The 17278-nt window shown below is 74.7% G+C and carries 17 protein-coding genes; 9 read left to right on the top strand and 8 right to left on the bottom strand.

Going from position 1 to position 17278, the window contains the following annotated elements; translation table 11 throughout:
- Positions 1-13 precede the first annotated feature (13 nt).
- Together IE108_RS15925 and IE108_RS15920 are read left to right on the top strand one after the other, a co-directional pair.
- The gene (locus tag IE108_RS15925) at positions 14-1756 is read left to right on the top strand and encodes a pyruvate dehydrogenase (RefSeq protein WP_064730453.1); all 1743 of its coding nucleotides are present in this window, start codon (positions 14-16) and stop codon (positions 1754-1756) included.
- Positions 1757-1868: 112 nt separating this feature from the next.
- Positions 1869-2288 carry an ATP-binding protein gene (locus IE108_RS15920; RefSeq protein WP_064732029.1) on the top strand — a complete coding sequence of 140 codons (420 nt, stop codon included), beginning with the start codon at positions 1869-1871 and terminating at the stop codon, positions 2286-2288.
- Positions 2289-2339: 51 nt separating this feature from the next.
- Here the strand turns inward: IE108_RS15920 and IE108_RS15915 are convergent, their stop codons facing one another.
- Both IE108_RS15915 and IE108_RS15910 read right to left on the bottom strand, forming a co-directional pair.
- A complete protein-coding gene (locus IE108_RS15915; protein ID WP_064730454.1) occupies positions 2340-3389 on the bottom strand; it encodes a DUF2637 domain-containing protein in 1050 nt (349 codons plus the stop codon).
- Positions 3390-3669: 280 nt separating this feature from the next.
- Positions 3670-4515, bottom strand: coding sequence for a (2Fe-2S)-binding protein (locus IE108_RS15910; protein ID WP_064730455.1), 846 nt, complete (start codon positions 4513-4515; stop codon positions 3670-3672).
- A gap of 168 nt (positions 4516-4683) precedes the next feature.
- Between IE108_RS15910 and IE108_RS15905 the strand changes: the two genes are divergently transcribed.
- A complete protein-coding gene (locus IE108_RS15905; RefSeq protein ID WP_064730456.1) occupies positions 4684-5481 on the top strand; it encodes a GntR family transcriptional regulator in 798 nt (265 codons plus the stop codon).
- A 30-nt stretch (positions 5482-5511) separates the two neighbouring features.
- Here the strand turns inward: IE108_RS15905 and secD are convergent, their stop codons facing one another.
- The 4 genes from secD to IE108_RS15885 all read right to left on the bottom strand — a co-directional run bounded on the left by secD (position 5512) and on the right by IE108_RS15885 (position 9960).
- Positions 5512-7818: a protein translocase subunit SecD gene (gene secD, locus IE108_RS15900; protein WP_064730457.1), complete on the bottom strand. Its 2307-nt coding sequence runs from the start codon at positions 7816-7818 to the stop codon at positions 5512-5514.
- Positions 7819-7898: 80 nt separating this feature from the next.
- Positions 7899-8285 carry a hypothetical protein gene (locus IE108_RS15895; protein WP_064730458.1) on the bottom strand — a complete coding sequence of 129 codons (387 nt, stop codon included), beginning with the start codon at positions 8283-8285 and terminating at the stop codon, positions 7899-7901.
- Between the two features lie 62 nt (positions 8286-8347).
- Positions 8348-9004, bottom strand: coding sequence for a response regulator (locus IE108_RS15890; RefSeq protein WP_064730459.1), 657 nt, complete (start codon positions 9002-9004; stop codon positions 8348-8350).
- A gap of 2 nt (positions 9005-9006) precedes the next feature.
- A complete protein-coding gene (locus tag IE108_RS15885; protein WP_064730460.1) occupies positions 9007-9960 on the bottom strand; it encodes a HAMP domain-containing sensor histidine kinase in 954 nt (317 codons plus the stop codon).
- A gap of 410 nt (positions 9961-10370) precedes the next feature.
- On the opposite strand from IE108_RS15885, the gene IE108_RS15880 reads away from it, so the two are divergent.
- The 4 genes from IE108_RS15880 (at position 10371) to IE108_RS15865 (ending at position 12862) form a co-directional block, all read left to right on the top strand.
- Complete coding sequence (locus IE108_RS15880; protein WP_064730461.1) at positions 10371-10697, top strand: TraR/DksA C4-type zinc finger protein; 327 nt, start codon at positions 10371-10373, stop codon at positions 10695-10697.
- A 40-nt stretch (positions 10698-10737) separates the two neighbouring features.
- Positions 10738-11106 (top strand): TraR/DksA family transcriptional regulator, encoded by a 369-nt coding sequence (locus IE108_RS15875; RefSeq protein ID WP_064730462.1) that lies wholly within the window; start codon positions 10738-10740, stop codon positions 11104-11106.
- On the top strand, positions 11103-11924 hold the full coding sequence (locus IE108_RS15870) for a rod shape-determining protein (protein ID WP_064730463.1): 822 nt from the start codon (positions 11103-11105) through the stop codon (positions 11922-11924). Before IE108_RS15875 ends, IE108_RS15870 begins: the two co-directional genes overlap by 4 nt.
- Before the next feature lie 293 nt (positions 11925-12217).
- On the top strand, positions 12218-12862 hold the full coding sequence (locus IE108_RS15865; RefSeq protein WP_064730464.1) for an Rv1733c family protein: 645 nt from the start codon (positions 12218-12220) through the stop codon (positions 12860-12862).
- A 5-nt stretch (positions 12863-12867) separates the two neighbouring features.
- Here IE108_RS15865 and IE108_RS15860 read toward each other — a convergent pair whose 3' ends face one another.
- Positions 12868-13656 carry a hypothetical protein gene (locus IE108_RS15860; RefSeq protein ID WP_064730465.1) on the bottom strand — a complete coding sequence of 263 codons (789 nt, stop codon included), beginning with the start codon at positions 13654-13656 and terminating at the stop codon, positions 12868-12870.
- A 161-nt stretch (positions 13657-13817) separates the two neighbouring features.
- A complete protein-coding gene (locus IE108_RS15855) occupies positions 13818-15500 on the bottom strand; it encodes a PucR family transcriptional regulator (protein WP_064730466.1) in 1683 nt (560 codons plus the stop codon).
- A gap of 289 nt (positions 15501-15789) precedes the next feature.
- Here IE108_RS15855 and IE108_RS15850 point away from each other — a divergent pair, with 289 nt between their 5' ends.
- The gene (locus IE108_RS15850; RefSeq protein ID WP_064730467.1) at positions 15790-16680 is read left to right on the top strand and encodes an FAD binding domain-containing protein; all 891 of its coding nucleotides are present in this window, start codon (positions 15790-15792) and stop codon (positions 16678-16680) included.
- Positions 16680-17276, top strand: a complete 597-nt coding sequence (locus tag IE108_RS15845) for a (2Fe-2S)-binding protein (protein ID WP_064730468.1) — start codon at positions 16680-16682, stop codon at positions 17274-17276. Before IE108_RS15850 ends, IE108_RS15845 begins: the two co-directional genes overlap by 1 nt.
- Positions 17277-17278 lie beyond the last annotated feature (2 nt).

Genomic DNA, 17278 nt, shown 5'->3' with positions numbered 1-17278 from the left:
CATAGCTAGAGCCATGGCCAAACAGAACGTCGCGGAACAGTTCGTCGACATCCTCACCCGCGCCGGGGTCGAACGCCTCTACGGAGTCGTCGGCGACAGCCTCAACCCGGTCGTGGACGCCGCGCGCCGGCACAAGGGCATCGAGTGGGTGCACGTGCGGCACGAGGAGACCGCCGCCTTCGCCGCCGGCGCGGAGGCCCAGATCACCGGCAGGCTGGCCGCGTGCGCCGGCTCCTGCGGCCCCGGCAACCTGCACCTCATCAACGGGCTCTACGACGCCCACCGGTCCATGGCGCCCGTCCTCGCCCTGGCCTCGCAGATCCCGTCCAGCGAGATCGGCCTGGGCTTCTTCCAGGAGACCCACCCCGACCAGCTGTTCCGCGAGTGCAGCCACTACAGCGAGCTGATCTCCAGCCCGAAGCAGATGCCGAGGCTGCTCCAGACCGCCATCCAGCACGCCGTCGGCCAGGGCGGCGTCAGCGTCGTCTCGCTGCCCGGCGACATCGCGGACGAGCCCGCCCCCAAGGAGGCCGCCGAGAGCGCCCTGGTCACCTCCCGGCCCACCGTCCGCCCCGGCGACGAGGAGATCGACCGCCTGGCGCGGATGATCGACGAAGCCGACAAGGTCACCCTGTTCTGCGGCAGCGGCACGGCGGGCGCGCACGCCGAGGTGATGGAGTTCGCCGAGAAGATCAAGTCGCCGGTGGGCCACGCCCTGCGCGGCAAGGAGTGGATCCAGTACGACAACCCGTACGACGTCGGCATGAGCGGACTGCTCGGCTACGGCGCCGCCTACGAGGCCACCCACGAGTGCGACCTGCTGATCCTCGTCGGCACCGACTTCCCGTACAACGCCTTCCTGCCCGACGACGTGCGGATCGCGCAGATCGACGTGCGGCCCGAGCACCTGGGCCGGCGATCCAAGCTGGACCTCGCGGTGTGGGGCGACGCCCGGGAGACCCTGCGGTGCCTGATCCCGCGGGTGCGGGAGAAGCGGGACCGGCGCTTCCTCGACCGGATGCTGAAGAAGCACGCCGAGGCGCTGGAGGGCGTCGTCAAGGCGTACACCCGCAAGGTCGACAAGCACGTGCCGATCCACCCCGAGTACGTCGCCGCCGTGCTGGACGACCTGGCCGACGACGACGCGGTGTTCACGGTGGACACCGGCATGTGCAACGTCTGGGCCGCCCGCTACATCTCGCCCAACGGGCGGCGCCGCATCATCGGTTCGTTCTCGCACGGCTCGATGGCGAACGCCCTGCCGATGGCGATCGGCGCCCAGTTCACCGACCGGCGCCGGCAGGTGGTCTCGATGTCCGGCGACGGCGGGTTCACCATGCTGATGGGCGACTTCCTCACCCTCGTCCAGCACGACCTGCCGGTGAAGGTCGTCCTCTTCAACAACTCCTCGCTCGGCATGGTCGAGTTGGAGATGCTGGTCGCCGGCCTGCCCTCGCACGGCGTGGCGAACCGGAACCCCGACTTCGCCGCGGTCGCCGAGGCGTGCGGCGCGTTCGGGGTGCGGGTGGAGAAGCCCAAGGACCTGGCGGGCGCGCTGAAGGCGGCGTTCCGGCACCAGGGGCCGGCCCTCGTCGACGTCGTCACCGACCCCAACGCGCTGTCCATCCCGCCGAAGATCAGCGCCGACATGGTCACCGGCTTCGCCCTGTCCGCCTCCAAGATCGTGCTGGACGGCGGCGTGGGACGCATGGTGCAGATGGCCCGCTCGAATCTGCGCAACGTGCCGCGGCCGTGACCGCACGGGCGGCCGCCGGCAATCGGTATGACTGGCGGGCGCCCGAACGGGCAAGGCTTCCCCCGTGAAGTTGTTCGACCGAGACGGGGTACGACCGGAAGGGGGAGCGGACATCAGCAGGCCGACGGGGGACACGAGGAAGCGATCCGGCCCGCAGCTCAGGCGGCGGCTCGGCCGGGCCGACCTGCGGGCGGTGCCCGAGGCCCGGCTCGCGCTGCGCGAGCTGCTGCGGCACTGGGGCGACCCCGGGCAGTCGGAGATCGCCGAGCTGCTCACCAGCGAGCTGGTCACCAACGCCCTGGTCCACACCGACGAGGGGGCCGTCCTGACCGCCACGGTCGGCCCGCGCGCCCTGCGGGTCGAGGTGCGGGACTACGTGGGCCGGCCGCCCCGGCCGCGCACCCCCGACCCGGAGGAGAGCACCAACGGCAGAGGACTGGTCCTGGTGCGCTCGCTGGCCGACGACTGGGGCGTGCGGCCCTGCGAGGTGGGCAAGTCGGTCTGGTTCGAACTGGACGCGGAAGCCGCTTGAGGCACCGGCGGCACCGGTCTCCCAAGCGGCTTCACACGCGCGTGCGGTCCGTCAGCCGAACTGCTGCTCCAGGTCCTTGAGCTTGCGCTCCAGCGAGTCCAGCCGGGGCAGGGCCTGGGTGTCGTCCTCCGCGGTGAGGTCGACCGTCACCGGGTCGGCGCTGCCGCGCACCGGCTGGAGGGACGGGCGCTGGCGCACGGGCAGCTCCGGAGCCGATATGGCAGGCTCCGCGGACGCGCGCTCGGCGCCCCGCTCCACCTGCTGCACCTCGACGTCGACCTGGCGGCCGCCGCGGCCGGGGAAGCCCCGGTGGCCGTGGCCCCGGCTGATGGCCTTGAGCTGGGCCCGCTCCAGGCGCTCCTGCTCGCGCCGCCGCTGCTTGGTCTCCTCCTTCTGGCGCCGGTCGTCGCGCACCTCCTCGACCGCCTCGTCGAGGCTGCGCACGCCCTCCAGGAGCATCAGCGACCAGGCGCGGTACGTCTCCCGGGGCGCCCGCAGCCAGCGCACCATGCGGATCTGCGGCAGCGGACGCGGCACCAGGCCCTGCTCGCGCAGCGCGGCCCGGCGGGTCTGCTTCAGGGCCCGGTCGAACAGCACCGCCGCCGACAGGGACATGCCCGCGAAGAAGTGCGGGGCACCGGCGTGGCCCAGACCGCGCGGCGCGTGCACCCAGTTGAACCAGGCCGCGGCGAACGCGAAGGTCCACACGAGTATGCGCGAGCCGAGCGCCGCGTCACCGTGGCTGGCCTCGCGCACCGCGAGGACGGAGCAGAACATCGCCGCTCCGTCGAGCCCGAACGGGACCAGGTACTGCCAGCCGCCGCTCAGACCGAGGTTCTGCTCGCCGAAGCCGACCAGGCCGTGGAAGGAGAGCGCCGCGGCGACCGCGGCACAGCAGAAGAGCAGGACGTAGGAGACGGTGCCGTACAGCGCCTCCTTGCGCCTGCGCCGCTCCTCCATCCGCTCCCACGAGTCGTCCGCGCCCGCGTCCTTCCCCGGGGCACGCTTGCCGCGCGCGAGCACCGCCACCGCCGCCAGCATGCCCAGGAGCAGCACGGCGCCCGGAAGCAGCCAGTTCAGCGATATGTCGGTCAATCTCATCTGGGGTCCCTTGCAGTGGGATAGGGCGTAACGCCCGCCATGGTGGCCCAAACCCAGCGGCCCTCAGAGGGTTTCGGGGCAAGAGGCCGCCAAGGGGGTGCGAGGGGGTGCCCAGGGCGGCATTCTGCTCGAACTGCCGCATGAGGGGCGGGAGTTGAGTTCGAATAAGACTACCCGTACGAGTGGTTCGGCGGAAAGTTGCCGCGACGCGTGGGGGAGTTGTGAATCGACGTCCGGGATCCTAGCCGACGATCTTGGCGCGGAATGTGCGGGGTGCGGCTCAACCCGCCGTGGCGAGCAGCTTGTTCACCCGGTCCGCGTCGCAGGTGCGCGGGCAGGTGGCGCAGGTGTCCTCGGGGCGCAGCGTGTAGAACATGCAGCAGCTCGCCCGGTCCCGGGTGTGCAGCGGTTCGCCGTCGGGCCCCTTCAGCTCGCGGAAGGCCGCGTCACCGACGTAGGGCTTGGTCGCGCCCGGCAGCAGCAGTTCCAGCTCGTGCCGCGCCCGCTCCTGCTCGCCCAGCAGGTGGGCGACGTACCACAGGCCCTCCACGACCTCGTCCGTCGCCATGCCCCACAGGGCCCGCCCGCGCCGCCGCGCACGGGGTCCGAAGCCGGCCAGGACCGGCTCCAGGTGCTCGGCGACCGACGCCCGCACCTCGGCGCGCAGCGCCTCCTCGTCGGCGACCACCCGGGCGCCGGGCAGCGCGGCGGCCGGGTCCCCGGGCAGGCAGGCGAAGCCCGCGCCGCGCACCGCCATGCGGCCCAGCGGGAGACCCTCGGCGGTGCGGTCGTAGGCGACGTGGTCCGCCGGGTAGCGGGGCACCCTGCGGTGCAGGAACCACGGCACGGTGATCAGCAGGCAGGCCGGCCAGGCGTACCGGTGCAGTCCGAAGCTCGCGATCACGTCCGGCCGGGCCCGCTGCCCGTAGTCCCGCAGCACCTGGGCCTCGTCCCAGGCGAGGAAGTCCGTCAGCTCGCTCCCGCCCGCCGCGAGCGCGGCGCCGGTGACCCAGCCGCCGCCCTGCGGGACCCCGCCGTCCGTGCCCAGCTCGGTGACGCCCAGGCCCGGGAGGACCTCCGACAGGCGCGCGTAGGCGTCCGTGAGGGCCGAGCGGGTGACGGGCATGCGGGACCACCGATCCGGGCCGGAGAGACGGGCTGCTTGGAGGTAAGCCTTACCTTACCCATACGGCTGGGGATTTGAACTGACGGCCGGTGCGCTTATGGTCTTGACGGACAGGTGACAACCCGCCGTAATGACCCCAAGTACCGACACGTCCCAGCAGGAGGACCCGTGAGGCCCAGCGCGCAGGGTGCCCCCGAGGCGGAGACCGCCGCGCGGGCGCGGGTGCCGGCCCAGCCCCGGGCCGCGGACGTGGACCGGGCCAGGGCCCGCGGCGCCGGGGAACCGGCCGCCGCGCGCGGCGAGCACACCCACGGCGAGCCCCCCGTGCCCCGCCCCCGTCCCCAGGTCCAGCGCTCCTCCGTGCGCGGCCAGGTCCTCGACGCCCTGCGCACCGCCCTGGTCACCGGCGAGCTGCGCCCCGGCGAGGTCTACTCGGGGCCCGCGCTCGGCGAGCGGTTCGGGGTCTCCGCCACGCCCGTCCGGGAGGCCATGCAGCAGCTCGCCCTGGAGGGCGCCGTCGAGGTCGTGCCCAACCGGGGCTTCCGCGTCGTCGAGCGCGGCGACCGCGAACTCGCCGAGCTGGCCGAGGTCCGGGCGCTGATCGAGGTCCCGGTGTGGCTGCGGCTGGCCCGTACCGTGCCCGCCGAGCGCTGGGCGGAGCTGCGCCCGCTGGCCGAGGCCGCCGTCCGCGCCGCGTCCGCCGGCTGCCCCGCCACGTACGCCGAGGCGGACCGCGCCCTGCACCGCGCAGTGCTCGCGCTGGCCGGCAACGAGCAGCTCGTCCACATCGCCGGCGACCTGCACCGCCGTGCCCAGTGGCCGCCGGCCGGCACCCCGGCTTCCCGCGGCCGGGCCGGCCTGATCGCCGACGCCCACGAGCACACGGCCCTGCTGGACGCGCTGATCGCCGGCGACCAGGACCTGGTGCGGACTCTGGTGGAGGAGCACTTCACCGGGGCCCACTGAGCGAGGCTCCCCGGGGAGACCCCCCGCCCGTTACGGGACCTCCTGCCGTCGCGTGCGGCCGGTCGGTACGCGCTCGCCGTTCTTCCCAGGTGTGCCGGACCCGCCGGAAGGGGATCCCGCACCGCGGCCGTGCAGCACGACGGCCAGCGGGGAGGCGGTGAAGACCGAGGAGTACGTGCCGACCGCCACGCCGATCAGCAGCGCCAGCGCGAAGTCGGTGAGCGAACCGTCGGCGAGGACCGCCAGCGAGGCGAGGACGAGCACCGCGCCCATGCCCGTGTTGACCGTGCGCGGCAGGGTCTGGAGGATCGCGTCGTTGGCCAGCCGGGCGAACGGTGTGCGCGGCGCCCGGCCCAGCAGCTCGCGCACGCGGTCGAAGAGGACCACCGAGTCGTTGACCGAGTAGCCGATCACGGTCAGCAGCGCGGCCAGGAACACCCCGTCCACCGGCTTGCCCAGCCAGGCGAACACACCCACCAGGACGACCACGTCGTGGGCGAGCGCGCCGACCGCCGCCGCGCCGAACAGCAGGCGGAACCGGGCCGCGAGGTACGCCAGCTGGGCGGCCAGGGCCAGACCGAGGGCGATCAGCGCGTCCCGGCGCAGCTCTTCGCCGAGGCTCGGGCCGATCAGCTCGTCGCGGATCCGCTCCGCCCCGCCGCCCAGCTCGGCGACGGTCCGGGTGACGGCCGCGGCCTCGGCGTCGGTCAGGTCCTCGGTGCGCACGGTGAGGTCGCCGTCGCCGGAGGACTGGACGACGGCGCGCGGGAAGCCCGCGTCGGCGAGGGCGTCCCGGGCCCGGTCGGGATCGACCCGGGTGGCGGTGGAGTACTCGACGAGCCTCCCGCCGGTGAACTCGATGCCGAAGTCCAGGCCGCGCACCAGGACGCCGGAGCCCGCCGCCACGAGGACGACCAGGGAGGCCGCCAGCCAGCGGCGCGGGCGGCGCATCAGGAACGGGGCGCGGCGCAGCAGGACGTCGCGGACCGGACCGGTGGACGAGATCCCGGTGACGCGCGGGCGGCGGAGGACGGCCGGGCGGCCGGCGGCGAACTCCGCCAGCACGCGGGTGATCACGAGGGCGCTGACCATGGAGGCCAGCACACCGATCCCGAGGGTGACGCCGAAGCCCTTCACCGGCCCGGAGGCGAGGAGGAACAGCAGCGCGGCGGCGATCAGGGTGGTGATGTTGGAGTCGGCGATCGCGCTGAAGGCGCCGCGGAAACCGGCGGTCAGCGCCGACCGCGTACTCGGCCGGCTACGGGCCGCCTGTTCCTCACGGGCCCGTTCGAAGACGAGGACGTTGGCGTCCACCGCCATGCCGATCGCCAGGACGAAGCCGGCCAGGCCGGGCAGGGTGAGGGTCGCGCCGACCGCGGCCAGGGCGGCGTAGGAGATCAGGCCGTAGCAGAGCAGGGCGACGGTGGCCAGGACGCCCATGAGCCGGTAGACGACGACGATGAACAGCGCGGTCAGCGCGGTGCCGACGACGGCGGCCCGGGCGGCGGCCGAGACGGACTCGTCGCCCAGGGTCGCGCCGACGGTGCGCTGCTCGACGGTCTCCACCGGCACGGGCAGCGCGCCGCCCTCGACGAGCAGGGCCAGTTCGCGGGCCTCGGCGTCGTCGAACGAGCCGGTGATCTGCGTGGAGCCGCCCTTGATGCCCGCCCCGCAGGCCACGGAGGGGTCGACCTGCGGCGAAGAGATGATCTTGTCGTCGAGCACGATGGCGACCCGGCGCCGTGCGTCGCCGGCCGGGTGGCAGGCCGCCTCGCCGGTCACCCGGGCCCAGCGGTCGCCGCCGCGGTCCTCGAAGTCGACGGTGACGTGCCAGCCCGCGCCGCCCTGCTGGTCGAAGCGGGCGTCGGCGCCCTTCACGTCCCGCCCGGTCAGCGCGGCGCCCTTCAGCCGCAGGTACTGCCCGGACTCGTCCGGCACCACCCGCTCGCCGTTCTCGGCGTCCGCGGCGCTCCGCGCCGTGCCGAGCACCGGGTGGACGGTCAGCTGCGCGGTGCGGCCGAGGACGCCGGCCGCCCGCTCGGGGTCCTGTACGCCGGGCAGCTCGACGACGACGCGGTTGTCGCCGGAGCGGACGATGCTCGGCTCGGCGACACCGAGGGCGTCGATGCGGCCGCGCAGCACCTCCACGGTGCGGTCGGTGGCCTCCCGGCCGGCCTCGGTGGTGTCGGTGGACCTGGTCTCCAGGACGATCTGGGTGCCGCCGCGCAGGTCGAGCCCGAGGCGGATCGGCAGGGTCAGGGCGATGGCCAGGGAAGCGGCCAGCACGGCGAGCGCGACGAGCGCGCGGATTCTCAGGGAACGGGAGCGTTTCAACACGGGCCTCCGGCGGGCACACCGCGGCGGCGGCCGAGCGCGGCCGCGGCGGAAGAAGGTGAGAGGTCGGGGTCTGAGGCGGCTCACGGGCCGGAGGAGAGGGGCGGCGCCCGACCGCTGTCGTGGTTCGTGCGGCCGGGGGAGACCGGCGCCGGACCCGGCATGGCCGCGGTCCGTGCGGGTGCCCCGTCGGCCGTGCCCGCGCCGTGCGCGGTGGTGGTCGCCCGGTGGTCCGGTGCCGCCGGGCCCTCGCCCGGTTGGTCGTGCCGGGCCCGGGGCTGGGCGGCGCAGGCCGGTGTGCAGCCGTCGTCCGCGTGCAGGTCCGGGGCGGGGTGCGGCACCGCCGCGGCGGTGGCCGCCGCGAGCGGACCACCGGGACCCGCATGGACGTCGGCGCCGGTCCCGGCGGGGACCAGCGGCAGCAGGACACCGAGCAGGACGGTCAGCACGGTCGCGAGCCGGCGGCGCATGCACCGTCCTCTTTCGTTGTGGGTGGCGGGTGTGCCGGGCAGAGCCAGGGGCTCCGGGACCGTCAGGGTTCGATGAGGCCGGCCCTGATGGCGTAGCGGGTCAGCTCCAGGCGGTCGCGCAGGCCGAGCTTCTGCAGGAGGTTGGCGCGGTGCCGCTGGACCGTCTTGACGCTGATGAAGAGGATCTCCGCGATCTCCTTCGACGAGTGGCCCTCGGCGACGAGCTTGAGCACCTCCTCCTCGCGCGGTGTCAGGACGTGGTCGGCGTTCTCCTCGCCGTGCCTGACCCGGTCGAGATAGTTGCGGATCAGCGCGGTCACCGCCCCCGGGTACAGGAACGGCTCGTCGCGCATCGCGGCGCGGCAGGCGGCCACCAGGTCGCGGTCGGCGACGGACTTCAGCACGTACCCGCAGGCCCCCGACTTGAGCGCCTGGAACAGGTACTGCTCGTTGTCGTGCATCGTCAGCATGAGGATGCGCAGCCCCGGCTTCAGCGCGGCCAGCTCCCGGGCGGCCTGGAGACCGGTGAGGCGCGGCATCGCGATGTCCAGCACGGCCAGGTCGGCGGTGTGCGCCCGCGCCATGTCGATGGCCTCCGCGCCGTCCCCGGCCTCGGCGACCACCTCCAGGTCCGGCTCCCGGTCGAGGATGAGGCGCACACCGCGGCGTACCAGCGCGTGGTCGTCGGCGAGCAGGATGCGGATCTTCGGGTCGGACATGGTCACGGCTGCTTCCTCGGGACGGGTGCGGTGAGCCGGATCCGGGTGCCGGCCCCCGGAGCCGAGGCGATGTCGAGGGCCGCCCCGATCAGCAGGGCCCGCTCGCGCATGCCGCGGATGCCGGCGCCCTCGCACGCCGCCTCCATGCCGCGGCCGTCGTCGGCGATGTCGAGGGTCACCGCGCCGTCGGCGGGGGAGAGGCTCACCTCCAGCCGCTCGGCGTCCGCGTGCCGGGCGGTGTTGGTCATGCTCTCCTGCGCCACGCGGTAGAGGACCAGCTCGGTCTCGGGGTCCAGGGCGGGCAGATCCGCGTCGAAGCGGCGCACCACCCGCAGACCGGTGTGGGTGGCGAAGTCGTGCGTCAGCGAGGACAGCGCGCTGATCAGGCCGAGGTCGTCCAGCACCCCGGGCCGCAGCCGGCGCACCAGGCGCCGCACCTCGTCGAGGCTCTCCCGGGTGATCTCCTGAGCCTGCTGCAGCTCCTCGCGCAGGGGCTCGTGGGCGTCGTCCGCCGCACGGCCCAGGACCAGCAGGATCGCGGTCATGCTCTGCCCGACCTCGTCGTGCAGTTCCTGGGCGATGCGCCGCCGCTCCGCCTCCTGGGCGAGCAGGACCCGGGCGGTGCTGGTGGCGCGCTCGTGCTCCAGCCGGTCGAGCATCGCGTTGAAGGTGCGGATCAGCTCGGGCACCTCACCGCCGCCGGCGACCGGCAGCCGCTGCCCCGGGCGGAGCAGGTCGACGGTGGTCATCAGCTTCGTCAGCCGGTCCAGCGGGGCCAGCCCCCATCGCAGCAGGGCGCCGTTGGCCACCAGCATCACGGCCAGGCCGCCCACGAGGATGACGGCCTCGGTCAGCAGGACCGGGACGGAGACGGTCACCGGAGCCCACAGCAGCAGTGCCGTGGCGAAGCCCAGCACCACCGCGTTGAGCCCGAAGATCCGCCAGAACAGGGACACCGGGGTTACGCCTCCTTCTGCGACGCCGCGGCCCAGGCCGCGACAGAGCAAGCGACCAGCTTCCCCCGTCCGCCGTCCCCGGGTCGATGGGGTCCGACCCCCATTTCCCGGCGGCCGCACACCCATCCGGCGGCCCGCGCACGCCGCCGAGTGGGCCCCGCGTCCCCACCGGAATGGGCTCCGCGCCCGATGGGCTTCCCCCCGCGGTCCGGCCATGGTGGGGAGGACCGGGTCCGGACGTCCCGGTGATCGCCGTACCCGCACCCCGCCCCCCATTTCGGCGGACCCTGTCAACTCCGAGAACGCGGACTCCGGGAACTCCGAGAAATCCCTGAACTCCGTGAACTCCGTGAAATCCGAGAACTCCGACAACACCGGGAACTCCGAGACTCCGAGAAAGAGGAATCACCGTGTCGCTCGACGCATCCCGCACCGAACCCCGCCCCGAGCGGCTGACCGCCCACGAGGCGCGTCAGCGCCTCGAACACGCCCGCGCCACCCGGATGACCCAGCTCCGGGCCCTCGACGAGAGCGGACAGGCGGACGACCGGCTCGTCGCCGCGCAGCAGGACGCCATCGGGCGGGTGCTCAAGGAGATCGAGGCGGCCTTCGCCCGCGTCGACGACGGGACCTACGGCGCCTGCCTGGGCTGCGGCAAAGCCGTGCCGGGGGAGCGCCTGGAGATCCTCCCGTACACGCGGTATTGCGTCGCCTGCCAGCGCCGTGCCGCCGCCTGAGTACGCCGGTCCCCGTCTCCCGCCCGGCCCGAGGGGTGAAGTGGTGAACACACGGATCACGGGCCGCCGCGACCGGCGGCTGACGCCCGAAGACCTCGCCGCGCTCCGGGACAGCATCCACGAGCAGCGGCTCTTCCGCGAGGAACAGGTGCGGCAGCTCACCGCGGCGCCGCCGCGCACCGACCCGGACCCGCGCGCCTCCGCCGCGCGGACCGAGGTGCGGACCGAGCCGGCGGCCTCCGCGCGCATGGTCCTCGCCGACGTGGAGGCGGCGCTGCGGCGCCTGGCGGAGGGCCGCTACGGTCACTGCCACCTGTGCCGGCGGCCCATCGACCGCGCCCACCTGATGATCGTGCCGCAGGCCCGCTACTGCGCCCGCTGCCGACAGGTACGGGAGGTCGCGCGATGACCGTGCTCCGGCCCCGGCGTGCCGTCCCGGGCCGCGCCCTTCCGTGGCCGGCGGGCCGCCGGTGCGCCGCCGTCGCCCTCGACCTGGGCAGCGCCCGCACCCGGGCCTGGGCCGTCGGGCGGGGCCTGATCCTCGACGTGCCGACGGTGACCTTCCCCGGCACCGGCGCGTCCTACCCCGTCCAGCGCGGCGCCATCGTCGACGTCCGGGGCACGGCGCGGATGCTCGACCGGCTCCTCGGCCACCGCCTGCCCCGCTTCACCCGGCCGCTGGTCGTGCTGACCGCTCCGGTGCTGGACGGGTACGCCTACCGGAACGCGGCCCGCACGGCCGTGGAGGTGCTGCGGCCGCGCGGCGTGGTCACCGTCCCCGCGGCGCGCGCCGTGGCCCTCGCGGCCGGCGCCGACCTGTCCGCCCCGCAGCTCGTGCTGGACCTCGGCGCGCACCTCACCGAGGTGGTGCTCCTGGTCGACGGCGCCGTCTTCGACGCGCGCCGCACCGCGCTGGGCACCACGGACGTCGACGACGCGACCCCGGCCGTACGGATCGCCGAGGCGGTGGCCGACATGACGGCGTCGATGCTGCGGCAGGACGGCACCTCCCTCACCGCCGACGCGCTCGCCCGGGGACCGCTGCTCGCGGGCGGCGGGGCCCTGCGCCCCGACATCACCCGGCACCTCGCCTACGCGGGCCCCCGCACCGTGCCGGCCCCGCACACGGCGGCCGTCCGAGGCGCCGCGCTGCTCCTGCAGGCCTCGCGCTCCCGCCCCCGCCCCCGGCCCGCGGACCCGGGCCCGGCGGGAGACCGCGGCGACTGAACCGGCGGCGGCCTTCGGTACCCGGGAACGCCGCCGTCCGCGGTGCCGCGCTGCTCCTGCAGGCCTCGCGCTCCCGCCCCCGCCCCCGGCCCGCGGACCCGGGCCCGGCGGGAGACCGCGGCGACTGAACCGGCGGCGGCCTCCGGTACCCGGGAACGCTCCCGCCCGGTCGTCGCGGAACCCGTACCGGTGCACGTGAAGAGTCCCGCCCTCCCGGGCACACCCCCGGCCGTCGTCGCCGTCCGGCGCCGCCGGCCCCGTTCCGGCCGCCCGAGCCGGGAAGGAGGCACACCGTGGCCGGTGAGATCCCGCCCGCCCAGCCACCACCGGGCGTCGGCGCCCCCCGTCCCGCACGGCAGCGCCCGTCGCTGCTGTGGCCGTGGCGCCGCAACCCCCTGCGGCGCCGCACCGACCGGGTGCGGGCCTGGCTGGCGGTCGGGCTGGTGCTCGGCGTGCCGGCGGCGGCTCCGGTGGCGATGTTCACCGTCGGCGACGCCGCCCACCGCCACTACCGGGGCGTCGCCGCCGACGAGGCCGCCTCCCGGGACCAGCACCCCGCCGTGCTCGTACGGGACGCCCCGCGGCATCCGGAACCCGGGTCGGACGAGGCGAGGCGGACCCGCTACCCGGTCGAGGTCCGCTTCACCGGTCCGGACGGGGTGCCCAGGACGGGGCGCACGGACGTCGAGCCGGGCAGTACCGCGGGCAGCACGGTGCTCGTCTGGGTCGACCCGTCGGGCGGCATCACCGGGCCCCCGCTGAGCACGGACCAGATCCGCAGCCGCACGATGGGCTGGGCGATCCTCGCCTTCCTCGGTGTCGTCCTCGCCGGCCTCGCCGCCCACGGTGCCGCCGGACTCGTCCTGTGGCGCCGCGACCTCGCCGCCTGGGACGCGGCATGGGCGGCCACCGCCCCGCGCTGGAGCGGGCCCCCGTGAGGGCGTCAGGCCGTCGCCGCGTCCGGGGCCGGCGGGGTGAGGTGCTGGGCCAGCCAGGTCGGTACGCCGCCCAGCAGCCGGAACAGCCGGCGCGCCTCCTCGCGCAGCCGGGACGCCTCCGGCTCCGTCTCGGCGTCCGCGAGGGACGCCAGCGCGGGCGCCGTACCGACGAGGTACCCCAGCTCCTCGCGGATCCGCAGGGACTCGGCGAAGCCGTGCCGGGCCTCGGCCAACTCACCCTCCCGCAGCGCGAGTCCGGCCAGGTGGCGCCAGGTGAACGACAGCAGCAGCGGCTGTGCGTGCGCCGTCGCCCCGGCGTGCGCGCGCCGGTAGGCCGCGCGGGCGGACTGCGGTGAGCGGCTCAGGTTCTCCGCGACCAGCCCGCGCCGGAAGTCCAGCAGGGCCCGCCCGCCGGCCCCCGGCGCGATGAGCGCCGCCGCCCGGCCGAGCGCGGCCCGCGCCTCGTCGGCCCGGTCGCGCACCTGGTGCACCGTGGCCGCGTACGCCAGCTGTCCGCGTTCACAGGCGGCGGCGCCCCGCTCGTCGTCGCTGTGCGCCAGCGCCTCCGCGGTGCGCAGCGCGTCCTCCGCCTCCGCCCAGCCCTGCTCGGTGTACAGGCACCGCTCCACCAGCAGCGCGGTCCGCTGCAGGGCGGTGGCCGCGGTCACCGGCTCCAGCAGGGCCGCCGCGTCGGCCCAGCAGGCGCGCGAGCGCAGCCGCCACACCGCGGTCTGGAGCGGATCGTCACCTTCGGTCGTTCCCCAGCCAGAACCAGCCATGGCGGAATGCGCCACGTCGCCCTCCCCTTAGCACGCCATCGAGCTCTCGAGTGGTGGCCGCATCTCAGCACGGATCGGGCGGCCCGGCCAAGGGGATGGGTGAAAGATTTCACAAAGTGGCGGGAGTTCCCGGGTCCGAGGTTTGCGGGCGCCCCGGACCCGGAACCGGCCGCGCCTCAGCTCATCCGCAGTGCGAGGAAGAAGTCCAGCTTGTCCTCCAGGCGTGAGAGGTCACGGCCCGTCAACTGCTCGATCCGCCCGACGCGGTAGCGCAGCGTGTTGACGTGCAGGTGGAGCCGGTTCGCGCAGCGCGTCCAGGAGCCGTCGCTGTCGAGGAAGGCCTCCAGCGTCGGGATCAGCTCGGCGCGGTGCCGGCGGTCGTAGTCCCGCAGCGGGTCGAGCAGCCGTGCGGTGAAGGCGCGCCGGACGTCGTCGGGGACGAAGGGGAGCAGCAGGACGTGCGAGGCCAGCTCCTGGTGGCCGGCCGCGCAGACCCGGCCGGGACGCGCCGCGGCCACCCGGCGGGCGTGCCGGGCCTCCTCCAGCGCCCCGCGCAGCCCCTCCGCCGAGTGCACGGCCGCGCTGACGCCCAGCGTGACCCGCCCGTCGCCGTCCAGTCCGGCGGAGAGCGGCTCGCGCACCGACTCCAGCAGCGCGTCCGCGAGGACGCCGGACTCGGACCCGTCGTGCTCGGTGGAGACCGCCGGCAGCGGCACGAGGGCGACGGCCTCGTCGCCGGTGTGCGCCACGGCGATGCGGTCGGAATGCTCGGGGCCGGTGGCGCGCGGGTCGACGAGGATCTCCTCCAGGAGCGACTGGGCGACCGGGCCGGTCTCCGCCGCCTCGTCCTCCCACTCGACGCGCGCCACCACCACCTGCCAGTGCGGGGCGGCGCCGAGGCCGGGCAGCAGCACCGGCGCCGCCACCCGCAGCCGGGCCGCGATCTCGGCCGGCGCGGCGCCCGTCTGGACCAGCTCCAGCACCTCCTGCGCCAGCCGCCGCCGCACCGTGCGCGCCGCGTCCCGGCGGTCCCGCTCGACCGCGATCAGCTGGGTGACGCCGTACAGCAGGTCGAGCCGCTCCTCGGCCCAGTCGCCCGCGTCCGCCTCCACCGCCAGCAGCCAGTCCGACAGCACCGTCTCGCGCACCTCGCGCGCGGCGGCCCCGGCCTGCGGGGAACGGGCGCCGGACCGCACCGGGAAGACGCTGTACGTACTGCCCGACACGGCCACCCGGTGCGGCGCGCGCCGCCCGCCGCGGGTGGCCGCCAGGTGCTCGGCCGCGAGCCGTGCGCAGACGTCGGCGGGCAGCGGGGGGCCCGCCGCCTTCGAGCCCGCGACCGGCCGCCCGGTCGGCGACAGCACCCAGGCCCGCAGGTCCAGGTCGGTGCCGAGCAGGTCCAGGACCACGTCCGGGCCGCCGCCCGCCGGCCCCGAGGTCATCATCCGGCGGTGCCGGTCCACCACCGCCGCCAGGTCGCCGGCCCGTTCCCCGGAGACCTGCCGCACGACGTGCTCGGTGATGGTGGCGAAGGCCACCGACTCGTGCACCGCGAACAGCGGCAGCCGGTGCCGCACGCAGGCCAGCACCAGGTCCTCCGGCACGCTCCCCAGCTCCGCCTCGCCGGCGGCCAGGGCGCTCACCCCGGACTGCACCAGCAGACGCACGAAGGGCTCGGAGTCGTCGGCGTCCCGCCGCCAGGCCAGGCCGGTCAGCACCAGCTCACCGCCCGAGAGGTAGCGGCTGGGGTCCCGCAGGTCGGTGGTCATCACGCCCCGGACCGAACGGTCCAGCTCGTCCTCGCCGCCGAGCAGCTCGAGGCCCAGCGCGTCGGTGTCCAGCAGTGCGCGCAGCCGCATTCTCGTCGCCGCCGTTCTCTGTCTCGAAGTGTTCCAGGTCACGCGGTTGTGGCGCGCGTTTCCGGAGAAAAACCAGGAGGCCGCTGAGGACCTCCGTTCATACGAATCTACAAGATGCCCGCCCTGGCCAGCCAACTCCTTCATGGTTTCTGCGACTGACCCCGGTGGAGCACAGGGCGGTGTACTGAGGCCAATCCACGTGAACAGCACATGAACGAGCCGGGCCCGCCGCACACGGATTGGCTCAATCTGTACGCCCCACAAGCAGACGAAGAAGAAAGAGCCGGTCATGGACTTCCTTCGCCCCGCCAGCTGGGAGGAGGCGCTCGCCGCCAAGGCCGAGCACCCCACCGCTGTGCCGATCGCGGGTGGCACCGACGTGATGGTCGAGATCAACTTCGACCACCGTCGGCCCGAGTACCTCATGGACCTCAACCGCATCGGCGACCTCTCCGAGTGGGAGGTCGGCGAGGACTCCGTACGGCTCGGCGCCTCCGTGCCCTACACCAGGATCATGGAGGACCTGAGCGCCGAGCTGCCGGGTCTCGCCCTCGCCTCGCACACGGTCGCCTCCCCGCAGATCCGTAACCGCGGCGGCGTGGGCGGGAACCTCGGCACCGCCTCCCCGGCCGGCGACGCCCACCCGGCGCTGCTCGCCGCCGGCGCCGAGGTCGAGGCCGAGTCGGTGCGCGGCCGGCGCCTGATCCCGATCGACGAGTTCTACAAGGGCGTCAAGCGCAACGCCCTGGAGCCCGACGAGCTGATCCGCGCGGTGCACGTGAAGAAGGCCGACGGCCCCCAGCAGTTCTCGAAGGTCGGCACCCGCAACGCCATGGTCATCGCCGTGTGCGCCTTCGGCCTCGCCCTGCACCCCGAGACCCGCACGGTGCGCACCGGCATCGGCTCGGCCGCCCCCACCCCCGTGCGGGCGAAGACGGCCGAGGAGTTCCTGAACGCGGCGCTCGAAGAGGGCGGCTTCTGGGACAGCGGAAAGATCATCACCCCGTCGGTCGCCAAGCAGTTCGCCGAGCTGTGCTCCGGTGCCTGCAACCCGATCGACGACGTCCGCGGCACCGCGAACTACCGCCGCCACGCCGTCGGCGTCATGGCCCGCCGGACGCTGACCTGGACCTGGGAGTCGTACCGCGGCGCCCGCAACGCCACGGAGGGAGCTGCGTAATGCGCGTCAACTTCACTGTCAACGGACGTCCGCAGGAAGCCGACGACGTGTGGGAGGGCGAGTCCCTCCTGTACGTGCTGCGCGAGCGGATGGGCCTGCCCGGCTCCAAGAACGCCTGCGAGCAGGGCGAGTGCGGCTCCTGCACGGTCCGCCTGGACGGCGTGCCGGTCTGCTCCTGCCTGGTCGCGGCCGGCCAGGCGCAGGGCCGCGAGGTCGTCACCGTCGAGGGCCTGGCGGAGTTCGCCAAGGACCGCGCCGAGGGCTGCGCCACCGGCGCCTGCGGAAGCGCCGCCGGCAAGGGAACCACCCTCGACCAGGCCAAGCGCTGGCAGGCCGGCGGCACCGACTCGCAGACCGGCGAGGGCACCGAACTGGCGCCGATCCAGCAGGCGTTCATCGACGCCGGCGCCGTCCAGTGCGGATTCTGCACGCCCGGACTGCTGGTCGCCGCCGACGAGATGCTGGAGCGCAACCCGAACCCGTCCGACGCGGACATCCGTGAGGCGCTGTCGGGCAACCTGTGCCGCTGCACGGGCTACGAGAAGATCATGGACGCGGTCCGCCTGGCCGCGGCCCGCCAGTCCGAGGGGGTCTGAAC

Origin of the sequence: Streptomyces parvulus (genome assembly GCF_014648855.1) — a bacterium.
GTDB classification, from domain to species: domain Bacteria; phylum Actinomycetota; class Actinomycetes; order Streptomycetales; family Streptomycetaceae; genus Streptomyces; species Streptomyces parvulus.
The sequence above is the reverse complement of the archived record's forward strand: the minus strand, read 5'-3'. Positions and strand labels throughout refer to the sequence as shown.

What these genes read in the sequence shown, in the direction of transcription:
- IE108_RS15870 (WP_064730463.1), top strand. Translation starts at nt 11,103, where the DNA reads ATGACCGTGCTCCGGCCCCGGCGTGCCGTCCCGGGCCGCGCCCTTCCG.
- IE108_RS15915 (WP_064730454.1), bottom strand. Translation starts at nt 3,389, where the DNA reads ATGAGATTGACCGACATATCGCTGAACTGGCTGCTTCCGGGCGCCGTG.
- IE108_RS15890 (WP_064730459.1), bottom strand. Translation starts at nt 9,004, where the DNA reads ATGTCCGACCCGAAGATCCGCATCCTGCTCGCCGACGACCACGCGCTG.
- IE108_RS15925 (WP_064730453.1), top strand. Translation starts at nt 14, where the DNA reads ATGGCCAAACAGAACGTCGCGGAACAGTTCGTCGACATCCTCACCCGC.
- IE108_RS15845 (WP_064730468.1), top strand. Translation starts at nt 16,680, where the DNA reads ATGCGCGTCAACTTCACTGTCAACGGACGTCCGCAGGAAGCCGACGAC.
- IE108_RS15850 (WP_064730467.1), top strand. Translation starts at nt 15,790, where the DNA reads ATGGACTTCCTTCGCCCCGCCAGCTGGGAGGAGGCGCTCGCCGCCAAG.
- IE108_RS15895 (WP_064730458.1), bottom strand. Translation starts at nt 8,285, where the DNA reads ATGCGCCGCCGGCTCGCGACCGTGCTGACCGTCCTGCTCGGTGTCCTG.
- IE108_RS15855 (WP_064730466.1), bottom strand. Translation starts at nt 15,500, where the DNA reads ATGCGGCTGCGCGCACTGCTGGACACCGACGCGCTGGGCCTCGAGCTG.
- IE108_RS15910 (WP_064730455.1), bottom strand. Translation starts at nt 4,515, where the DNA reads ATGCCCGTCACCCGCTCGGCCCTCACGGACGCCTACGCGCGCCTGTCG.